The 14,657-nt window shown below is 71.7% G+C and carries 15 protein-coding genes and 1 tRNA gene; 9 read left to right on the top strand and 7 right to left on the bottom strand.

The features are described 5' to 3' along the window. Positions 1-26: 26 nt before the first annotated feature. The 3 genes from ABD954_RS18325 to ABD954_RS18335 all read right to left on the bottom strand — a co-directional run bounded on the left by ABD954_RS18325 (position 27) and on the right by ABD954_RS18335 (position 1,811). A tRNA-Pro gene (locus ABD954_RS18325) sits at positions 27-100 on the bottom strand. A 38-nt stretch (positions 101-138) separates the two neighbouring features. After that, positions 139-834, bottom strand: coding sequence for a Pr6Pr family membrane protein (locus ABD954_RS18330; RefSeq protein WP_345487115.1), 696 nt, complete (start codon positions 832-834; stop codon positions 139-141). 38 nt (positions 835-872) lie between these two features. Next, positions 873-1,811: a metallophosphoesterase gene (locus ABD954_RS18335; protein ID WP_345487116.1), complete on the bottom strand. Its 939-nt coding sequence runs from the start codon at positions 1,809-1,811 to the stop codon at positions 873-875. A gap of 72 nt (positions 1,812-1,883) precedes the next feature. Between ABD954_RS18335 and ABD954_RS18340 the strand changes: the two genes are divergently transcribed. Continuing rightward, complete coding sequence (locus ABD954_RS18340; protein WP_345487117.1) at positions 1,884-2,351, top strand: GatB/YqeY domain-containing protein; 468 nt, start codon at positions 1,884-1,886, stop codon at positions 2,349-2,351. 214 nt (positions 2,352-2,565) lie between these two features. Here ABD954_RS18340 and ABD954_RS18345 read toward each other — a convergent pair whose 3' ends face one another. Next, positions 2,566-4,818: a transglycosylase domain-containing protein gene (locus ABD954_RS18345; protein WP_345487118.1), complete on the bottom strand. Its 2,253-nt coding sequence runs from the start codon at positions 4,816-4,818 to the stop codon at positions 2,566-2,568. Between the two features lie 361 nt (positions 4,819-5,179). On the opposite strand from ABD954_RS18345, the gene ABD954_RS18350 reads away from it, so the two are divergent. Continuing rightward, entirely contained in the window at positions 5,180-5,524 is a 345-nt protein-coding gene (locus tag ABD954_RS18350; RefSeq protein ID WP_207926774.1) for a WhiB family transcriptional regulator, read from the top strand. A gap of 98 nt (positions 5,525-5,622) precedes the next feature. Here ABD954_RS18350 and bagB read toward each other — a convergent pair whose 3' ends face one another. Together bagB and bagA are read right to left on the bottom strand one after the other, a co-directional pair. Beyond that, positions 5,623-6,912, bottom strand: a complete 1,290-nt coding sequence (gene bagB, locus ABD954_RS18355; RefSeq protein WP_345492272.1) for an ATPase BagB — start codon at positions 6,910-6,912, stop codon at positions 5,623-5,625. A gap of 164 nt (positions 6,913-7,076) precedes the next feature. Beyond that, positions 7,077-8,039: an ATPase BagA gene (gene bagA, locus ABD954_RS18360; protein ID WP_345487119.1), complete on the bottom strand. Its 963-nt coding sequence runs from the start codon at positions 8,037-8,039 to the stop codon at positions 7,077-7,079. Positions 8,040-8,182: 143 nt separating this feature from the next. On the opposite strand from bagA, the gene sp36 reads away from it, so the two are divergent. The 5 genes from sp36 to ABD954_RS18385 all read left to right on the top strand — a co-directional run bounded on the left by sp36 (position 8,183) and on the right by ABD954_RS18385 (position 11,875). Then, the gene (gene sp36 / locus ABD954_RS18365; RefSeq protein WP_005314434.1) at positions 8,183-8,344 is read left to right on the top strand and encodes a Sp36 family protein; all 162 of its coding nucleotides are present in this window, start codon (positions 8,183-8,185) and stop codon (positions 8,342-8,344) included. Then, positions 8,341-8,814, top strand: a complete 474-nt coding sequence (locus ABD954_RS18370; protein WP_345487120.1) for a RidA family protein — start codon at positions 8,341-8,343, stop codon at positions 8,812-8,814. The genes sp36 and ABD954_RS18370 overlap by 4 nt, the downstream gene beginning before the upstream one ends. A gap of 110 nt (positions 8,815-8,924) precedes the next feature. After that, entirely contained in the window at positions 8,925-10,055 is a 1,131-nt protein-coding gene (locus ABD954_RS18375; protein WP_345487121.1) for an NUDIX hydrolase, read from the top strand. Beyond that, positions 10,052-10,882 (top strand): MBL fold metallo-hydrolase, encoded by an 831-nt coding sequence (locus ABD954_RS18380; RefSeq protein ID WP_345487122.1) that lies wholly within the window; start codon positions 10,052-10,054, stop codon positions 10,880-10,882. The genes ABD954_RS18375 and ABD954_RS18380 overlap by 4 nt, the downstream gene beginning before the upstream one ends. Positions 10,883-10,990: 108 nt before the next feature. Further along, entirely contained in the window at positions 10,991-11,875 is an 885-nt protein-coding gene (locus tag ABD954_RS18385; protein WP_345487123.1) for a prohibitin family protein, read from the top strand. Between the two features lie 99 nt (positions 11,876-11,974). Here ABD954_RS18385 and ABD954_RS18390 read toward each other — a convergent pair whose 3' ends face one another. After that, a complete protein-coding gene (locus tag ABD954_RS18390) occupies positions 11,975-12,649 on the bottom strand; it encodes a Crp/Fnr family transcriptional regulator (protein WP_046910193.1) in 675 nt (224 codons plus the stop codon). Positions 12,650-12,793: 144 nt separating this feature from the next. Between ABD954_RS18390 and nth the strand changes: the two genes are divergently transcribed. Both nth and ABD954_RS18400 read left to right on the top strand, forming a co-directional pair. Then, positions 12,794-13,864 carry an endonuclease III gene (gene nth, locus ABD954_RS18395; RefSeq protein WP_345487125.1) on the top strand — a complete coding sequence of 357 codons (1,071 nt, stop codon included), beginning with the start codon at positions 12,794-12,796 and terminating at the stop codon, positions 13,862-13,864. A gap of 74 nt (positions 13,865-13,938) precedes the next feature. After that, complete coding sequence (locus tag ABD954_RS18400; protein WP_345487126.1) at positions 13,939-14,637, top strand: NUDIX hydrolase; 699 nt, start codon at positions 13,939-13,941, stop codon at positions 14,635-14,637. Positions 14,638-14,657: the final 20 nt, after the last annotated feature.

Consider the following 14,657-nt stretch of genomic DNA (forward strand, 5'->3'; position numbering starts at 1 on the left):
AGGTGCCTCACCTGGTGTTTCGGCTGTCGGGGTGGCGGGATTTGAACCCACGACCTCTTCGTCCCGAACGAAGCGCGCTGCCAAGCTGCGCTACACCCCGATGTCGCTGCTCTGCTCTTCACGTCGCGGCGACATCGATTACTTTAGCCCACCCGCGCCCAGAGACGAAATCCGGTTTTCGCGCCGCGCCACCGCAGGTCGGAAGCGGTCCACGGCCACGAGCGCGAGGCCCAGGGCCCAGAAGCCGAGGCCCAGGACGAGGGCATGGGTGAGGACGCCGAGGTAGCCGTGGGCGGTGACGTCGAGGAAGGGGTACGGGTAGCGGGCGGGCGTGTCGGGGGAGACCAGGGCGCCCCGGGTCAGGGCGAAGACCAGGTACGCCCCGGGCGCGGCGAGCCACTGGGCGGCGTGGCGCGGGCGCAGGGTGCCGGGGGCGGTGAACAGGAGCCAGTCGAGGAGCACGCCGATCGGGGTGACGGTGTGCAGGAGCTGGTTGGCGACGGCCCTGGCGCCGGTGAGGCGGGCGATCTCCGCGGCCTGGTTGAACCCGCTCGCCCTGTTGTCCAGGACCAGGTGGAAGACGAGTCCGACCACCAGGATGCAGAGCAGCACCCCGCCCGTCCACAACGGCGGCAGCGCCGGCTGACGCCGCCCGGCGCGGACGGCACCGAGGCCCAGGACCACCGCGACGGCGGTGTTCGACCAGATCGTGAAGAAGCTGAAGACGACCCGGGGGTCGCCCTCGACGCACTCGATCACGATGCCGGTCGCCGCGGCCAGCGCGATCAGGCAACGGAAGACGGCGGGCACGACGGGATGCGGGCGGGTCGGCATGACATCACCGTACGTGCCCGCCCGCGCCCGGACGGTGCTCAGTCCCGTGCCGTCAGGGTGAGGAGGGTCGCCTCCGGGGGGCACGCGAAGCGGACCGGGGTGTAGCGGTTGGTGCCGCAGCCGGCGGAGACGTGGAGGTACGAGGTGTGGCCGCCGGCCGTGTGGGTGGAGAGGCCCTTCACACGGTCGGTGTCCAGGTCGCAGTTGGTGACCAGGGCCCCGTAGAAGGGGATGCACAGCTGCCCGCCGTGGGTGTGGCCGGCCAGGATCAGGTCGTAGCCGTCCGCCGTGAACGCGTCCAGGGCCCGCAGGTACGGCGCGTGGACCACGCCCATCGTGAAGTCGGCGTCCGGGTCGGGGCCGCCCGCGACCCGCTCGTAACGGTCCCGCTTGATGTGCGGGTCGTCGATGCCGGTGAAGGCGAGGTCCAGGTCGGGCAGCTTCAGGCGGCCGCGGGCGTTGGTCAGGTTCACCCAGCCCGCCGCGTCGAAGGCGTCCCGCATGCCCTCCCACGGGTTGTGGACGGCCCCCTTCACCGGCGGGTTGCCGTTGAGGCCGTGCCGGCCCTGCACCTTCTCCAGCAGGTAGCGGCCGGGGTTGCGCAGCCGCGGCCCGTAGTAGTCGTTGGAGCCGAAGACGTACACGCCCGGGAACTCCATCAGCGGCCCGAGCGCGTCGAGCACCTCGGGCACCGCTTCCGTGTCGGAGAGGTTGTCACCGGTGTTGACCACGAAGTCGGGGCGGAGCCCGGCGAGGGACTGGAGCCAGGCGCGCTTCTTGCGCTGGCCGCTGACCATGTGGATGTCCGAGACCTGGAGGACCCGCAGGTCACGCATGCCCCGGGGGAGCACCGGGACCGTCACCCGGCGGAGTCGGAACGAGCGGGCTTCGAAGCCCGCCGCGTAGACGAGTCCGGCCGCCGCCGTCGCGGTGAGGCCGGCCGTGATCTTCAGGGGGATCCCGTACCGTGCGCGCATCGCCCTATCGTCGCAGACCCCGGCCGCGTAAATGTGCGGACGGTACGGCCCGGCCCTGACACACTTGAGCCCATGACCACGCTCAAGGCCAAGCTTCAGGACGACCTCAACGCCGCGATCAAGGAGCGCGACGAGCTGCGCTCCTCGACCCTGCGGCTGACCATCGCCGCCATCACGAAGGAGGAGGTCGCGGGCAAGACCAAGCGCGAGCTCTCCGACGACGAGGTGCAGAAGGTGATCGCCAAGGAGGCGAAGAAGCGCCGCGAGGCCGCGGACGCCTTCGCCCAGGGCGGTCGCGGCGAGCAGGCCGAACGCGAGCGCGCGGAGGGCGAGATCCTCGACGCGTACCTGCCGAAGCAGCTGACCGACGAGGAGCTCGAGGGCATCGTCGCCGCCGCCGTCGAGGAGGCCAGGGCCGCCGGGGCGGAGGGGCCGCGCGCCATGGGTGCCGTCATGAAGATCGTCAATCCGAAGGTCGCCGGCCAGGCGGAGGGCGGCCGGGTCGCCGCCGCCGTGAAGAAGCTCCTCGCGGGCGGCTGACCGGCCCGACCGCGCGGTTCCCGCAGCGGCGGACTCGGACGGGAGGGGCGCCCAGGGAGCCCCGTGACCCGCGGCACGGCACCGGCCCTACCGTGGCGGCCCGGCCATTCCCTTACCTCCCCTTCCCTTCCCTTCCGTACGTACGACGAAGGCGCCCCACCCGAGACCGGGTGGGGCGCCTTCTCACGTACGAGCTCCGCGCGGGAGACCGGCGTCAGTCGTTGCCGCCGCCTCCGCCGCCTCCGCCGCCCCCACGGCCGCCGCCACGGCCGTGCGTACCGCCGATCAGGTCCGGCGGGATCACGATCCCACCCGGGAGCGTGGTGCCCGGCTGCCGGCCGCCCGGCTTGTTGTCGGCGCCCGGGCGCTTGTCCTTCTCCTTGTCCGCGGGAGCCGCACCGCGCGGCACGCTCACCGGGACGAAGGAGGGGGTCTCGGAGGCGTTGAGCGCCCCGGTCATCGCGATCTTCCAGATCGGACCCGGGAGACAGCCACCGCAGACCTTGTCGTAGTACTGGCCGCCGATGGTGATGTCGTACATCGAGGTCTTCTCGCCGACGTCGTCACCGACCCACACCGCCGTGGACAGGTTCGGCGTGTAGCCGACGAACCAGGCGTCCTTGCGGTCGTTGGTCGTACCCGTCTTGCCCGCGTTGTCGCGGTCGCTCAGACCGGCCTTCGTACCCGTGCCGTCCTCGACGACGCCCTTGAGCATCTGGTTGACCATGTCGGCGGTCCGCTCGCTCATGGCCCGGGAGCACTCGGTCTGCGGGACCGACAGCTTCTGGCCGGCCGCCGTCGTGATCGACTCGATGGCCACGGGGGTGCAGTACGTGCCGCGGTTGGCGAAGGTCGCGTAGACCGCCGCCATGTCCAGCGGGGTGGACTCCTGGCCGCCGAGGGTGATGGAGGGGAGTTCCTTCAGCTTCTTGCCGAGCTCCCGCTCGTAGCCCATCTTCTGGGCCATCGTCACCGTCTCGCAGAGGCCCGTCAGCTGCTCCAGCTGCGCGAAGTAGGTGTTGATGGACTTGCCGAGCGCGCTGGTCATGTCCCAGGTGCCGGTCTCGGACTCGACCTCGTTGGACAGGTCCCAGTTGCCGGAGCCGGCCGGCCCGCCCGCGCAGGTGCGGTAGGAGCTCATGGGGACGGAGATCTTGTAGCCGGTGGTGAAGGACTGCGCCGGGCTCAGGCCCTTCTCCAGTGCCGCCGCGGCTGTGATCGGCTTGAACGTCGAACCGACCTGGAAGCCGTACGTCGTGCCGCCCATCTTCTTGCCGACGGACAGGTTCAGCGTCGTCTGGTGCAGCTTCTGGTCGAGGCCGTACGGGCGGGACTGGCCCATCGAGAGGATCTTGCCGGAGCCGGGCTGGACCTGGACCACCGCGGCGGCGACCTTGTCGTCCTTGTCGATCCTGGCGACGGCGGCTTCGTTGGCGGCGGCCTGGGCGCGCGGGTCGAGGGTGGTCCGGATGGTCAGACCGCCCAGGTTCCACAGCTTCTGGCGCTCCTCGGCCGTCTTGCCGAAGACGGGGTCGGTGAGGATCGTCTTGCGCACGTAGTCGCAGAAGAAACCGGCACCGTCCACGGCGGTGATGCAGCCGTTCCGCGGCGACTTCACCTTCAGCTTGATCGGCTTGGCCTTCGCCGCGTCCGCCTCCGCCTGGCTGATGTCCTTGACGTCGGCCATGCGCTGGAGGACGACGTTCCGGCGCTTGGTGGCCTCCTGGATGTCGTTGACCGGGTCGTAGCGGCTCGGCGACTGGACGAGGCCGGCCATCATCGCCGCCTCCTCCAGGCCGAGGTCGGCGGCCGGCTTGGAGAAGTAGCGCTGGGAGGCGGCCTCGATGCCGTAGGCCTGCTGCCCGAAGAACGTGATGTTGAGGTAGTTCTCCAGGATCTTCTTCTTGCCCAGCTCCTCCTCGACCTGGATCGCGAACTTCAGCTCGCGCACCTTGCGGCCGAGGGTCTGCTGGGTGGCCTGGGCGACCTTCTCGGGGTCGTCGCCCGCCTCCTCGACGAAGACGTTCTTCACGTACTGCTGGGTGAGCGTGGACGCGCCCTGCGCGACCCCGCCCGACTGCGCGTTGCGGTTGATCGCGCGCAGCACCCCCTTGAGGTCGATCGCACCGTGCTCGTAGAAACGCGAGTCCTCGATCGCGACGATCGCCTTCTGCATGTACGGGGAGATCTTCTCCAGCGGCACGACCTTACGGTCGCGCGAGTACACGGTGGCGATGTGGCCGCCCTCGGAGTCGAGGATCGTGGTGCGTTGACTCAGCGGCGGCGTCTTCAGGTTGGACGGGATCTCGTCGAACCCCTCGACCGTGCCCTTGGCCGCCAGCCCCAGCGCCCCGGCCGCGGGCAGGGCGATGCCCGCCAGCACGGCTCCGGAGAGCACACTGACCCCGAGGAACTTGGCGGCCTGCTGGGTCCCGGTCAGACCTCCGCCCGAGCGCTTCTTTGCCATGGGGGCAGCCTACGTTCTCATTCGCCGGACACACGTATATGCCTTGGCCTAAGCTGCTCCCAACTGTCACAGCAGTGGGGTCCCGCAGCAAGACCCGTGCGTGACGTCGGCATGAATTCCCGTGTCCCCGAAGCGCGGTGACTTCGTGCCCGAATCCGGCTCATGTCCGGTATGCGCGTGATGTCCTGGGGTCACTCCCCTGGGTGATCTCCCGCGCACGCATAGTCCGTTCGGGCCATCCAAGATTGGGCCCGAAGGGGGTGTTGCGCTGTCCCCACCTTCCGTAACGTCCCAACTGGCAGCGGTGAATATGCCGCTACCGCCGTGGGGGAGCCTCGATTCGGGAGAGGACGGCGCCGGTATGGGCTGGGTAGCTGACTGGAGTGCGCAGGCGGCCTGCCGCACTACCGATCCGGATGAACTTTTCGTGCAGGGCGCGGCGCAGAACCGGGCGAAGGCGGTGTGCACCGGATGTCCGGTGCGGACCGAGTGTCTCGCCGACGCCCTCGACAACCGCGTGGAATTCGGCGTGTGGGGCGGCATGACGGAGCGCGAGCGACGCGCCCTGCTGCGCCGGCGGCCGACCGTCACCTCGTGGCGGCGGCTCCTGGAGACCGCGCGCACGGAGTACGAGCGCGGAGCGGGCCTGCTGCCCGTGGCGATGGACGACGACGCGACGTACGAGACCTACGCGGCGGCGGGCTAGACACGCCGGCTCACCTGCTGCGCCGGCCGGGGCCGGCCGGCTGTGCCCGGCTCGCGCCTGTCACGTCGCCCGTCACGCGTGTCGCGGCGGCGTGTCCCTCACGGCAGGCGACCGAGCGTCAGACGGTCACCGATCGCCCGCAGCCCCGCGAGGTCGTGCACATCGCCGGGCAGGGCGGCCACTTCCGCGACCGCCACCTCGGGGTGGAGGGCGGTGAAGCGGTCGCGTGTGCGCTGTTCACGAGCGAGCACCTGCATCCGCTCGGCATGGAGGCGGAGCAGTCCTGCGGTCAGTTGCTGGACATCCGTGTCCGCTTCGGCTGTGGGGGCAGCCTCGGACCCGGCAGGTACGGCGGCGGTGGCGAGGTCTGCGGCGGGTTTCGCCGCGGAGTCCGACTGCTCGGGGGAAGTGGCCCGGGGGCCACGTCCAGCAGTCTTCCCGCCCCCCTGATCCACAATGCGGCCCTCGTCAAGATTTTCCGCGGCGGCCCGCGCCCGCTCGGCCGACAGCCGGGCGGCGCCACTGCCGTGGACCCGGTTGAGGACGAGACCGGCCAGCGGCATCTTCTCCGCGGCCAGCCGCTCCACGAAGTACGCCGCCTCGCGCAGCGCGTCCCGCTCCGGCGTGGCGACCACGAGGAAGGCCGTCCCCGGCGCCTGGAGCAGCCTGTACGTGGCGTCCGCGCGGGTCCGGAAGCCGCCGAACATCGTGTCCATCGCCGCCACGAAGGTCTGCACGTCCTTGAGGAACTGACCCCCCAGCAGCTTCCCCAGCGTCCCCGTCATCATCGACATGCCGACGTTGAGGAACTTCATCCCCGCCCGGCCGCCCACCTTCGCCGGTGCCATGAGCAGCTTGATGAAGGTGCCGTCCAGGAAGGACCCCAGCCGCTTCGGCGCGTCCAGGAAGTCCAGCGCCGAGCGGGACGGCGGCGTGTCGACCACGATCAGGTCCCACTCGTCCCTGGCCCGCAGCTGGCCCAGCTTCTCCATCGCCATGTACTCCTGCGTGCCGGCGAAGCCGGCCGACAGGGACTGGTAGAAGGGGTTCTCCAGGATCGCCCGGGCCCGTTCGGCGTCCGCGTGCGCCTCGACGATCTCGTCGAAGGTCCGCTTCATGTCGAGCATCATCGCGTGCAGTTCCCCGCCGTCGGAGCCCTTGATGCCCTCCACCTTGCGCGGCACGTTGTCCAGCGAATCGATGCCCATCGACTGGGCGAGCCGGCGCGCCGGGTCGATGGTGAGGACCACGACGCGACGACCGCGCTCGGCCGCGCGGACGCCGAGGGCCGCCGCGGTCGTCGTCTTGCCGACCCCACCGGCGCCGCAGCACACGATGATCCGGGTGGAGGGGTCGTCGATCAGCGGGTCCAGCTCCAGCACGGGCACGGTGTCGAGCCCGTTCGAGCCCCCGGCTCCCTCGGCGGCCCCGGACCCCTCGGCGGCCCCGGCTGCCTCGGCGGCCCCGGCTCCCTCGGCCCTCCGAACTCGCCCGGCCCCCTCGGCAGCCCCGGGCCCCCCGGCCGCGGTCCGTCCCGTCACCGTCTTCTCCGTCACGCGCCCACCCCTTGCCTCCGCAGCTCCTTCGCCAGCCGGTACAGCCCGGCGATGTCCGCCCCGTCGCCCAGGAAGGGAAGCTCGTACGTCGGCACCCCGATGGCGTCCAGCGCCTCCCGCTGGGCGCGCTCCAGCTCCACCCGCTGGGCGTGCTCCGCGGCCTGTTCGAGCAGCGGCTCGACCAGCTTCGTGCCGCCCTTGATGCCGACGGCCGCCAGCGTCCCGGCGATGGCCTCCCGGTGGTCGCCGGAGGCGGCCCGTACCGCCGCCTCGTCCAGGACGTGCGGGCGGACCATGTTCACGATGGCGCGGCCGACCGGCAGTTCGGCCTCGCGCAGCTCGGCGATGCCGTCCGCCGTCTCCTGGACCGGCATCTCCTCCAGCAGCGTCACCAGATGAACCGCCGTGTCGGGAGACTTCAGGAAGCGCATGACCGCCTGGGCCTGGTTGTGTATCGGGCCGATCCTCGCCAGGCCCGCCACCTCGTCGTTGACGTTCAGGAAGCGGGTGATCCGGCCCGTCGGCGGCGCGTCCATCACCACGTAGTCGTAGGTGAAGCCGCCGTGCTTCTCGCGGCGGCGGACCGCCTCGCACGCCTTGCCGGTCAGCAGCACGTCCCGGACGCCCGGGGCTATCGTCGTCGCGAAATCGATCGCGCCGAGCTTCTTCAACGCCCGGCCGGCGCTGCCCAGCTTGTAGAACATCTGGAGGTAGTCGAGGAGGGCGCGCTCGGCGTCGATCGCCAGGGCGAACACCTCGCCGCCGCCCGGCGCGACGGCGATCTTCCGCTCCTCGTACGGCAGCGCCTCCGTCTCGAAGAGCTGCGCGATGCCCTGCCTGCCCTCGACCTCGACGAGGAGGGCCCGCTTGCCCTCGGTCGCGAGGGCGAGCGCGAGTGCGGCGGCGACCGTCGTCTTACCGGTACCGCCCTTGCCGCTGACGACCTGGAGCCTGCTCACGCCTTCGAGCCTAACCACTGGCGGCCCGGCCCAATCAGAGGGTCGCCCCGGACGCGCCCCCCAATGCGCCCCCGCCGTCACCTAGGGGGTGCCCCGGGGACCGCCTCGGAGGACCGCCCTCCGGCAGCGGCTACAGTCGGCTCATGACCAAGTGGGAGTACGCGACTGTGCCGCTGCTGGTGCACGCGACGAAGCAGATTCTTGACACCTGGGGCGAGGACGGCTGGGAGCTCGTCCAGGTCGTGCCCGGGCCGAACAACCCCGAGCAGCTCGTGGCCTACCTGAAGCGGGAGAAGTCCTCGTGAGCGGGACCGGAGCCGTCGAGGCGAAGCTCGCCGAGCTGGGCCTGACGCTGCCGGACGTCGTGCCGCCGATCGCCGCCTACCAGCCGGCGGTGCGGTCGGGCGTGTACGTGTACACCTCGGGCCAGCTCCCGATGGTGGCCGGCAAGCTGCCGGTGACCGGCAAGGTCGGCGCCGAGGTGACGGCCGAGGAGGCCAAGCAGCTCGCCGCGACCTGCGCGCTGAACGCGCTGGCGGCCGTGAAGTCGATCGCCGGTGACCTGGACAACGTCAAGCGGGTCGTGAAGGTGGTCGGCTTCGTCGCCTCCGCCCCCGACTTCACCGGGCAGCCGGGCGTCATCAACGGCGCCAGCGAGCTGCTCGGTGCCGTCCTCGGCGACAAGGGCGTGCACGCCCGCAGCGCCGTCGGCGTCACCGTCCTCCCGCTCGACGCGCCGGTCGAGCTCGAGATCCAGGTCGAGCTGGAGGCCTGAGCCGCGCACCGAGCCCGGCAGGCAACCACACGGCACGGCTCAGGGCCGGTTTTCCACAGGCTGGAAAACCGGCCCTCGTGCATTTCCATGCTTGCGCATAGCATCCGGCCATGCCGAATGGTCAGTCGAATGGTCAGTGGTACCCACCGGAGTGGCCCGACCTCATCCGTGCCCTCGCCGCGGGCGAGCTGGTCCCCGCGACTCCCAAGCGGGCGGCCACCGTGCTGCTCCTGAGGGACGAGTCCGACGGGTCCACGTCGTCCGGGTCCACGCCGTCCGGGGCCACGCGGTCCGGCGAGTCCGGCCCCGCGGGGGCCGGGGCCGGGACCTCCGGGTCCGGGACGTCCGGGGCCGCGAGGTCCGGGTCCGGGTCCGGGAGGTCCGACGCGGCCGAGGGCGGCGGCCCCTTCGTCCACATGCTGCGCCGCCGCGCCTCCATGGCCTTCGCGGGCGGCGCGTACGCCTACCCGGGCGGCGGGGTCGATCCCCGCGACGAGCACCCGGTGCGCTGGGCGGGCCCCTCCCGCGAGGCGTGGGCCGCCCGGCTCGGGCTCACCGACCCGGCGCAGGCGCAGGCCGTGGTGTGCGCCGCCGTGCGCGAGACGTACGAGGAGGCGGGCGTCCTGCTCGCCGGGGAGACGCCGGACACGGTCGTCGGCGACACGACCGGCGACGACTGGGAGAAGGACCGGGAGGCGCTGGTCGCCCGCGAGCTGTCCTTCGCCGACTTCCTCGACCGGCGCGGGCTGGTGCTGCGCTCGGACCTGCTGGGCGCCTGGGCCCGCTGGATCACCCCCGAGTTCGAGCCGCGGCGCTACGACACCTGGTTCTTCGTGGCGGCCCTCCCGGCCGGCCAGCGCACCCGGAACGCCTCCACCGAGGCCGACCGCACGGTGTGGATCCGCCCCGCGGACGCGGCCGCCGGCTACGACCGCGGCGAGCTGACGATGATGCCGCCGACCATCTCGACCCTGCGTGCGCTCCAGCGGTTCCGCAGCGCCGAGGAAGCCCTGGCCGCCGCCGCGGACCAGGACATGACTCCCGTACTGGCCGAGGCGCGCCTCGACGGTGACGCGGTGATCCTGAGCTGGCCCGGACACGACGAGTTCACCAAGCACATCCCGGCGGAGCCGGCGGGGACGGTGGGGTCGGCGGAGCCGCCCGGACCGGGGGAGTCGCCGGGACCGGGGGAGCCGGGGAAGTCCGCAGGGCCGGTGGGAGAACCGGGAGGTGCCTCGTGAGCGACGCCGCCGCCCTCCCCGGGCAGCCGCGCGGGGCCGTGGTCTCCGGGCCCGCGACCGCCCGCGCCGTCAACGTCCTGGCGCCGAACCCGTCCGCGATGACCCTGGACGGCACCAACACCTGGATCGTCGCCGAACCGGACTCCGACCTCGCCGTCGTCATCGACCCGGGCCCGCTCGACGAAGGCCATCTGCGGCGGGTCGTGGAGACCGCCGAGCGGCTCGGCAAGCGGGTCGGCCTCACCCTGCTCACCCATGGCCACCCCGACCACGCCGAGGGAGCGGTGCGCTTCGCGGAGCTGACCCGCACCTCGGTGCGGGCGCTCGACCCGGCGCTGCGGCTCGGCGACGAGGGCCTCGCCGCGGGAGACGTGATCACCACCGGCGGGCTCGAACTGCGGGTCGTCCCCACACCCGGGCACACCTCGGACTCGCTCTCCTTCCACCTGCCGGCCGACCGGGCGGTGCTGACCGGGGACACCGTCCTGGGGCGCGGCACGACGATCGTGGCCCATCCGGACGGGCGGCTCGGGGACTACCTGGACTCGCTGCGGCGGCTGCGTTCGCTCACCGTCGACGACGGTGTCCACACGGTCCTGCCGGGGCACGGACCCGTCCTGGAGGACGCGCAGGGCGCCGTGGAGTTCTACCTGGCGCACCGCGCCCACCGGCTCGCCCAGGTGGAGACGGCCGTCGAGAACGGCCACCGGACCGCCGCGGAGGTCGTGGCCCATGTGTACGCGGACGTGGACCGCTCGCTGTGGCCGGCCGCCGAGCTCTCGGTGCGGGCACAGCTCGAGTACCTGAGGGAGCACGGCCTGATCTGAGCCGGTCCGCCGGCCCGGGGCCCTCCGCGAGGGACCCGGGAACCTTCGCGCCCCGAGACGTGTCTTACGCTCCGCTTACATCTGGCCGTAGCTCTCGGGGGGAAGCCCGTGTTCGTCATAGCCATCCTGCTGGTCATCGCGGCAGCGGTGCTCTACTTCGTCGGCCGCGCGAACGACACGCGCGGCCTCAAGCTCGGTGCCGTCGGCGCCCTGCTCGCCGGACTGTTCTCGCTGGTCGTGAGCATGACGTACGTGATCAGCGCGTACGAGGTCGGCGTGCCGGTCGCCTTCGGCAAGGTCGGTACGCCGATGTCCTCCGGCATGCACCTGAAGTCGCCGTTCACCAGCGTCACGACCTTCTCCACGCGCCCCGTAGACCTGAACCTCTCCGACAAGGACGTGGTGGAGGTCCGCTCGTCCCAGGGCGGCGTGATGTACGCCGAGGTCACCGTGAAGTGGGCCGTGCACCCGTCCAAGGCCGTCGAGCTCTACAAGCTGGCCGGCAGCGAGGACGCCATCCAGCAGCGGCTGGTCTACCCGGACAGCCGTGAGATCGTGCGCAACGTCTTCGCCCGCCACACGAGCGAGCAGGGCTACGCCTCCGACCGCGAGAAGATCAACGCGGAGATCGCCGGACTCATCAAGGAGCGCCTCGCCCCCCGCGGCATCGACGTCACCACCGTCAACCTGCGCAACGTGAAGCCCTCCGAGGCCCTGCAGGACCAGATCGACCGCAAGATCCAGCAGCAGCAGGCCACCGAGCGGGCCCTGGAGGCCGCCCGTACGGCCAAGGCGGAGGCCGACCGCCGCCGGATCGAGGCCGAGGGCATCGCCCGTGCCAACAAGATCCTCAACGCCTCGCTGACCGACAAGGTCCTGATGAACCAGTGCATCGACGCCTACAAGGAGGCCGCCGCGAAGAACCCGGTCTACGCGGTGCCCTGCGGTGGCGGCGGCTCGAACCCGCTGATCGTGGACGGCACGAAGCGCTAGTCCCGACGGCAGCCGATACGGAAGGGGGCCGCCCGGTCGAACCGGGCGGCCCCCTTCTCGTACGTACGAGCCGTGTGAGGCAGCGCTGTGCGGGGTGCCTCAGCGCGAGCGCTTCGCGAGGCGCTCCACGTCCAGGAGGATCACGGCGCGGGCCTCCAGGCGCAGCCAGCCGCGCTGGGCGAAGTCGGCGAGCGCCTTGTTGACCGTCTCGCGGGAGGCGCCCACGAGCTGGGCCAGCTCCTCCTGCGTGAGGTCGTGCACCACGTGGATGCCCTCCTCCGACTGCACGCCGAAGCGGCGCGACAGGTCGAGGAGCGCGCGGGCGACACGGCCCGGGACGTCGGAGAAGACCAGGTCGGACATCTGGTCGTTGGTCTTGCGCAGGCGGCGGGCGACGGCGCGCAGCAGGGCGCTGGCCACCTCGGGGCGGGCGTTCAGCCAGGGCTGGAGGTCGCCGTGGCCGAGGCCGAGCAGCTTCACCTCGGTGAGCGCGGTCGCGGTGGCGGTGCGCGGGCCCGGGTCGAAGAGGGACAGCTCGCCGATCAGCTCGCCGGGGCCGAGGACCGCCAGCATGTTCTCGCGGCCGTCGGGCGAGGTCCGGTGCAGCTTCACCTTGCCCTCGGTGACCACGTAGAGCCGGTCGCCCGGGTCGCCCTCGTGGAACAGCGCGTCGCCACGGGCAAGCGTCGCCTCACTCATCGAGGCACGCAGCTCAGCGGCCTGCTCGTCGTCGAGCGCCGCGAACAGCGGGGCACGTCGCAGAACGTCGTCCACGAGTTCTCTCCTATGTCGACCTCAGTGCGATCAATCACAACAAGTTTGACTCACCGGACGGCCTTTCCGTACGTCAGGGGCCCGATTGGGTCGCGATCCGGTGGGAACGGGGCGGATGTCGGTGACGGCGCCTAGGCTGGCCGGGTGTCCAACTCGCCGGTGAGAGCACAGGCCAAGGGGGCTGGAAGAGTGCCGGTCGAAAGTAATTCCGCCGTGGGCGAACACGGCGTGTCGAAACAGACGAAAGTGACGAAACGCACACGGAGCGGGGCGGCCGAGAAGCTCCCGGCCGAGAAGCTCCCGGCCGAGAAGCCCCCGGGCGAGGACAGGGCGGCCGAGAAGCCCCCGGCCGGGCAGCCCACGGCCGAGGGCGGGCCCACGGCCAAGACCGGGCCTGCGGGCAAGGCCAGGGCCGCGGCCAAGACCAGGCCCGCGGTCAAGGCCAGGCCCGAGTCCCGCCTCGCCATGGTGCGGCGCGCCCGGAAGATCAACCGCGAGCTCGCCGAGGTCTATCCGTACGCCCACCCCGAGCTCGACTTCCGCAACCCCTTCGAGCTCCTGGTCGCCACGGTCCTGTCCGCCCAGACCACCGACCTGCGGGTCAACCAGACCACCCCCGCGCTCTTCGCGAAGTACCCGACCCCCGAGGACCTGGCCGCCGCCGTCCCCGAGGAGGTCGAGGAGCTGATCCGGCCGACCGGGTTCTTCCGCGCCAAGACCAAGTCGATCATGGGTCTCGCCACCGCCCTCCGGGACGACTTCGGGGGCGAGGTGCCCGGACGCCTGGAGGACCTGGTCAAGCTGCCGGGAGTCGGCAGGAAGACCGCCTTCGTGGTCCTCGGCAACGCCTTCGGTGTGCCCGGCATCACCGTCGACACCCACTTCATGCGCCTGGTACGCCGCTGGAAGTGGACCGAGCAGGAGGACCCGGTCAAGATCGAGGCGGAGATCGCCGAGATCTTCCCGAAGAGCGAGTGGACGATGCTCTCCCATCGGGTGATCTTCCACGGCCGCCGCATCTGCCACGCCCGCAAGCCCGCGTGCGGCGCCTGCCCGATCACCCACCTCTGCCCCGCCTACGGGGAGGGCGAGACGGACCCGGAGAAGGCGAAGAAGCTCCTGAAGTACGAGAAGGGCGGCTTCCCGGGCCAGCGGCTCAACCCGCCCCCGGACTACCCCGGCCGCCCCGCACCCCCGCTGGGCGCGAGCTCGTGAGGACACCCACCGCCCCCGGAGCCCCCGGGGAACGAACCCACACTCCGGCCGCGTTGTGAAACACGGGGGTGCCGATGACGCGCACTGACGAAGAGACCTACGGAGCGGGCGGACTGCTCGACCGGCACGGGCTGCCCGACTGGCTGGAGCCCGTCGACCGGGCGGCCCGCACGGTCGCGCCCGAGCAGCTGAGCCGCTTCCTCCCGCCCGAGGACGGCGCCGGGCGGCAGTCCGCCGTGCTCGTGCTCTTCGGCGAGGGGGCGCGCGGCCCCGAGCTGCTGCTGATGGAGCGTTCCGGCAGCCTCCGCTCCCACGCCGGACAGCCCTCCTTCCCCGGCGGCGCTCTGGACCCCGAGGACGGCGACCCTGCCGGGAGCGGGCCGCTGCGGGCCGCGCTGCGCGAGGCACAGGAGGAGACGGGACTCGACCCGGCCGGCGTCCAGCTGTTCGGCGTGCTGCCCCGCCTCTACATCCCCGTCAGCGGCTTCGTCGTGACCCCCGTGCTCGGCTGGTGGCGCGAACCCAGCCCCATCGGTGTCGTCGACCCCGCCGAGACCGCCCGGGTCTTCACCGTCCCCGTGGTGGATCTCACGGACCCCGCCAACCGCGCGACCGCCGTCCACCCCCGCGGTCACGCGGGCCCCGCATTCCTGGTCGAATCGGCCCTGGTCTGGGGTTTCACGGCCGGAGTGATCGACCGGATCCTGCATTACGCGGGCTGGGAGCGCCCCTGGGACCGGTCCAAGCGGGTCCCGCTCGACTGGAGGTCATGACAGGCTGACCCCGGGGCGAC

The organism is Streptomyces roseoviridis (genome assembly GCF_039535235.1).
GTDB classification, from domain to species: Bacteria; Actinomycetota; Actinomycetes; order Streptomycetales; family Streptomycetaceae; genus Streptomyces; species Streptomyces roseoviridis.

Excerpts from the sequence above, each read along its gene's own strand:
- ABD954_RS18330 (WP_345487115.1), bottom strand. The coding sequence starts at position 834 with ATGCCGACCCGCCCGCATCCCGTCGTGCCCGCCGTCTTCCGTTGCCTG.
- ABD954_RS18335 (WP_345487116.1), bottom strand. The coding sequence starts at position 1,811 with ATGCGCGCACGGTACGGGATCCCCCTGAAGATCACGGCCGGCCTCACC.
- ABD954_RS18340 (WP_345487117.1), top strand. The coding sequence starts at position 1,884 with ATGACCACGCTCAAGGCCAAGCTTCAGGACGACCTCAACGCCGCGATC.
- ABD954_RS18345 (WP_345487118.1), bottom strand. The coding sequence starts at position 4,818 with ATGGCAAAGAAGCGCTCGGGCGGAGGTCTGACCGGGACCCAGCAGGCC.
- ABD954_RS18350 (WP_207926774.1), top strand. The coding sequence starts at position 5,180 with ATGGGCTGGGTAGCTGACTGGAGTGCGCAGGCGGCCTGCCGCACTACC.
- sp36 (WP_005314434.1), top strand. The coding sequence starts at position 8,183 with ATGACCAAGTGGGAGTACGCGACTGTGCCGCTGCTGGTGCACGCGACG.
- ABD954_RS18375 (WP_345487121.1), top strand. The coding sequence starts at position 8,925 with ATGCCGAATGGTCAGTCGAATGGTCAGTGGTACCCACCGGAGTGGCCC.
- ABD954_RS18400 (WP_345487126.1), top strand. The coding sequence starts at position 13,939 with ATGACGCGCACTGACGAAGAGACCTACGGAGCGGGCGGACTGCTCGAC.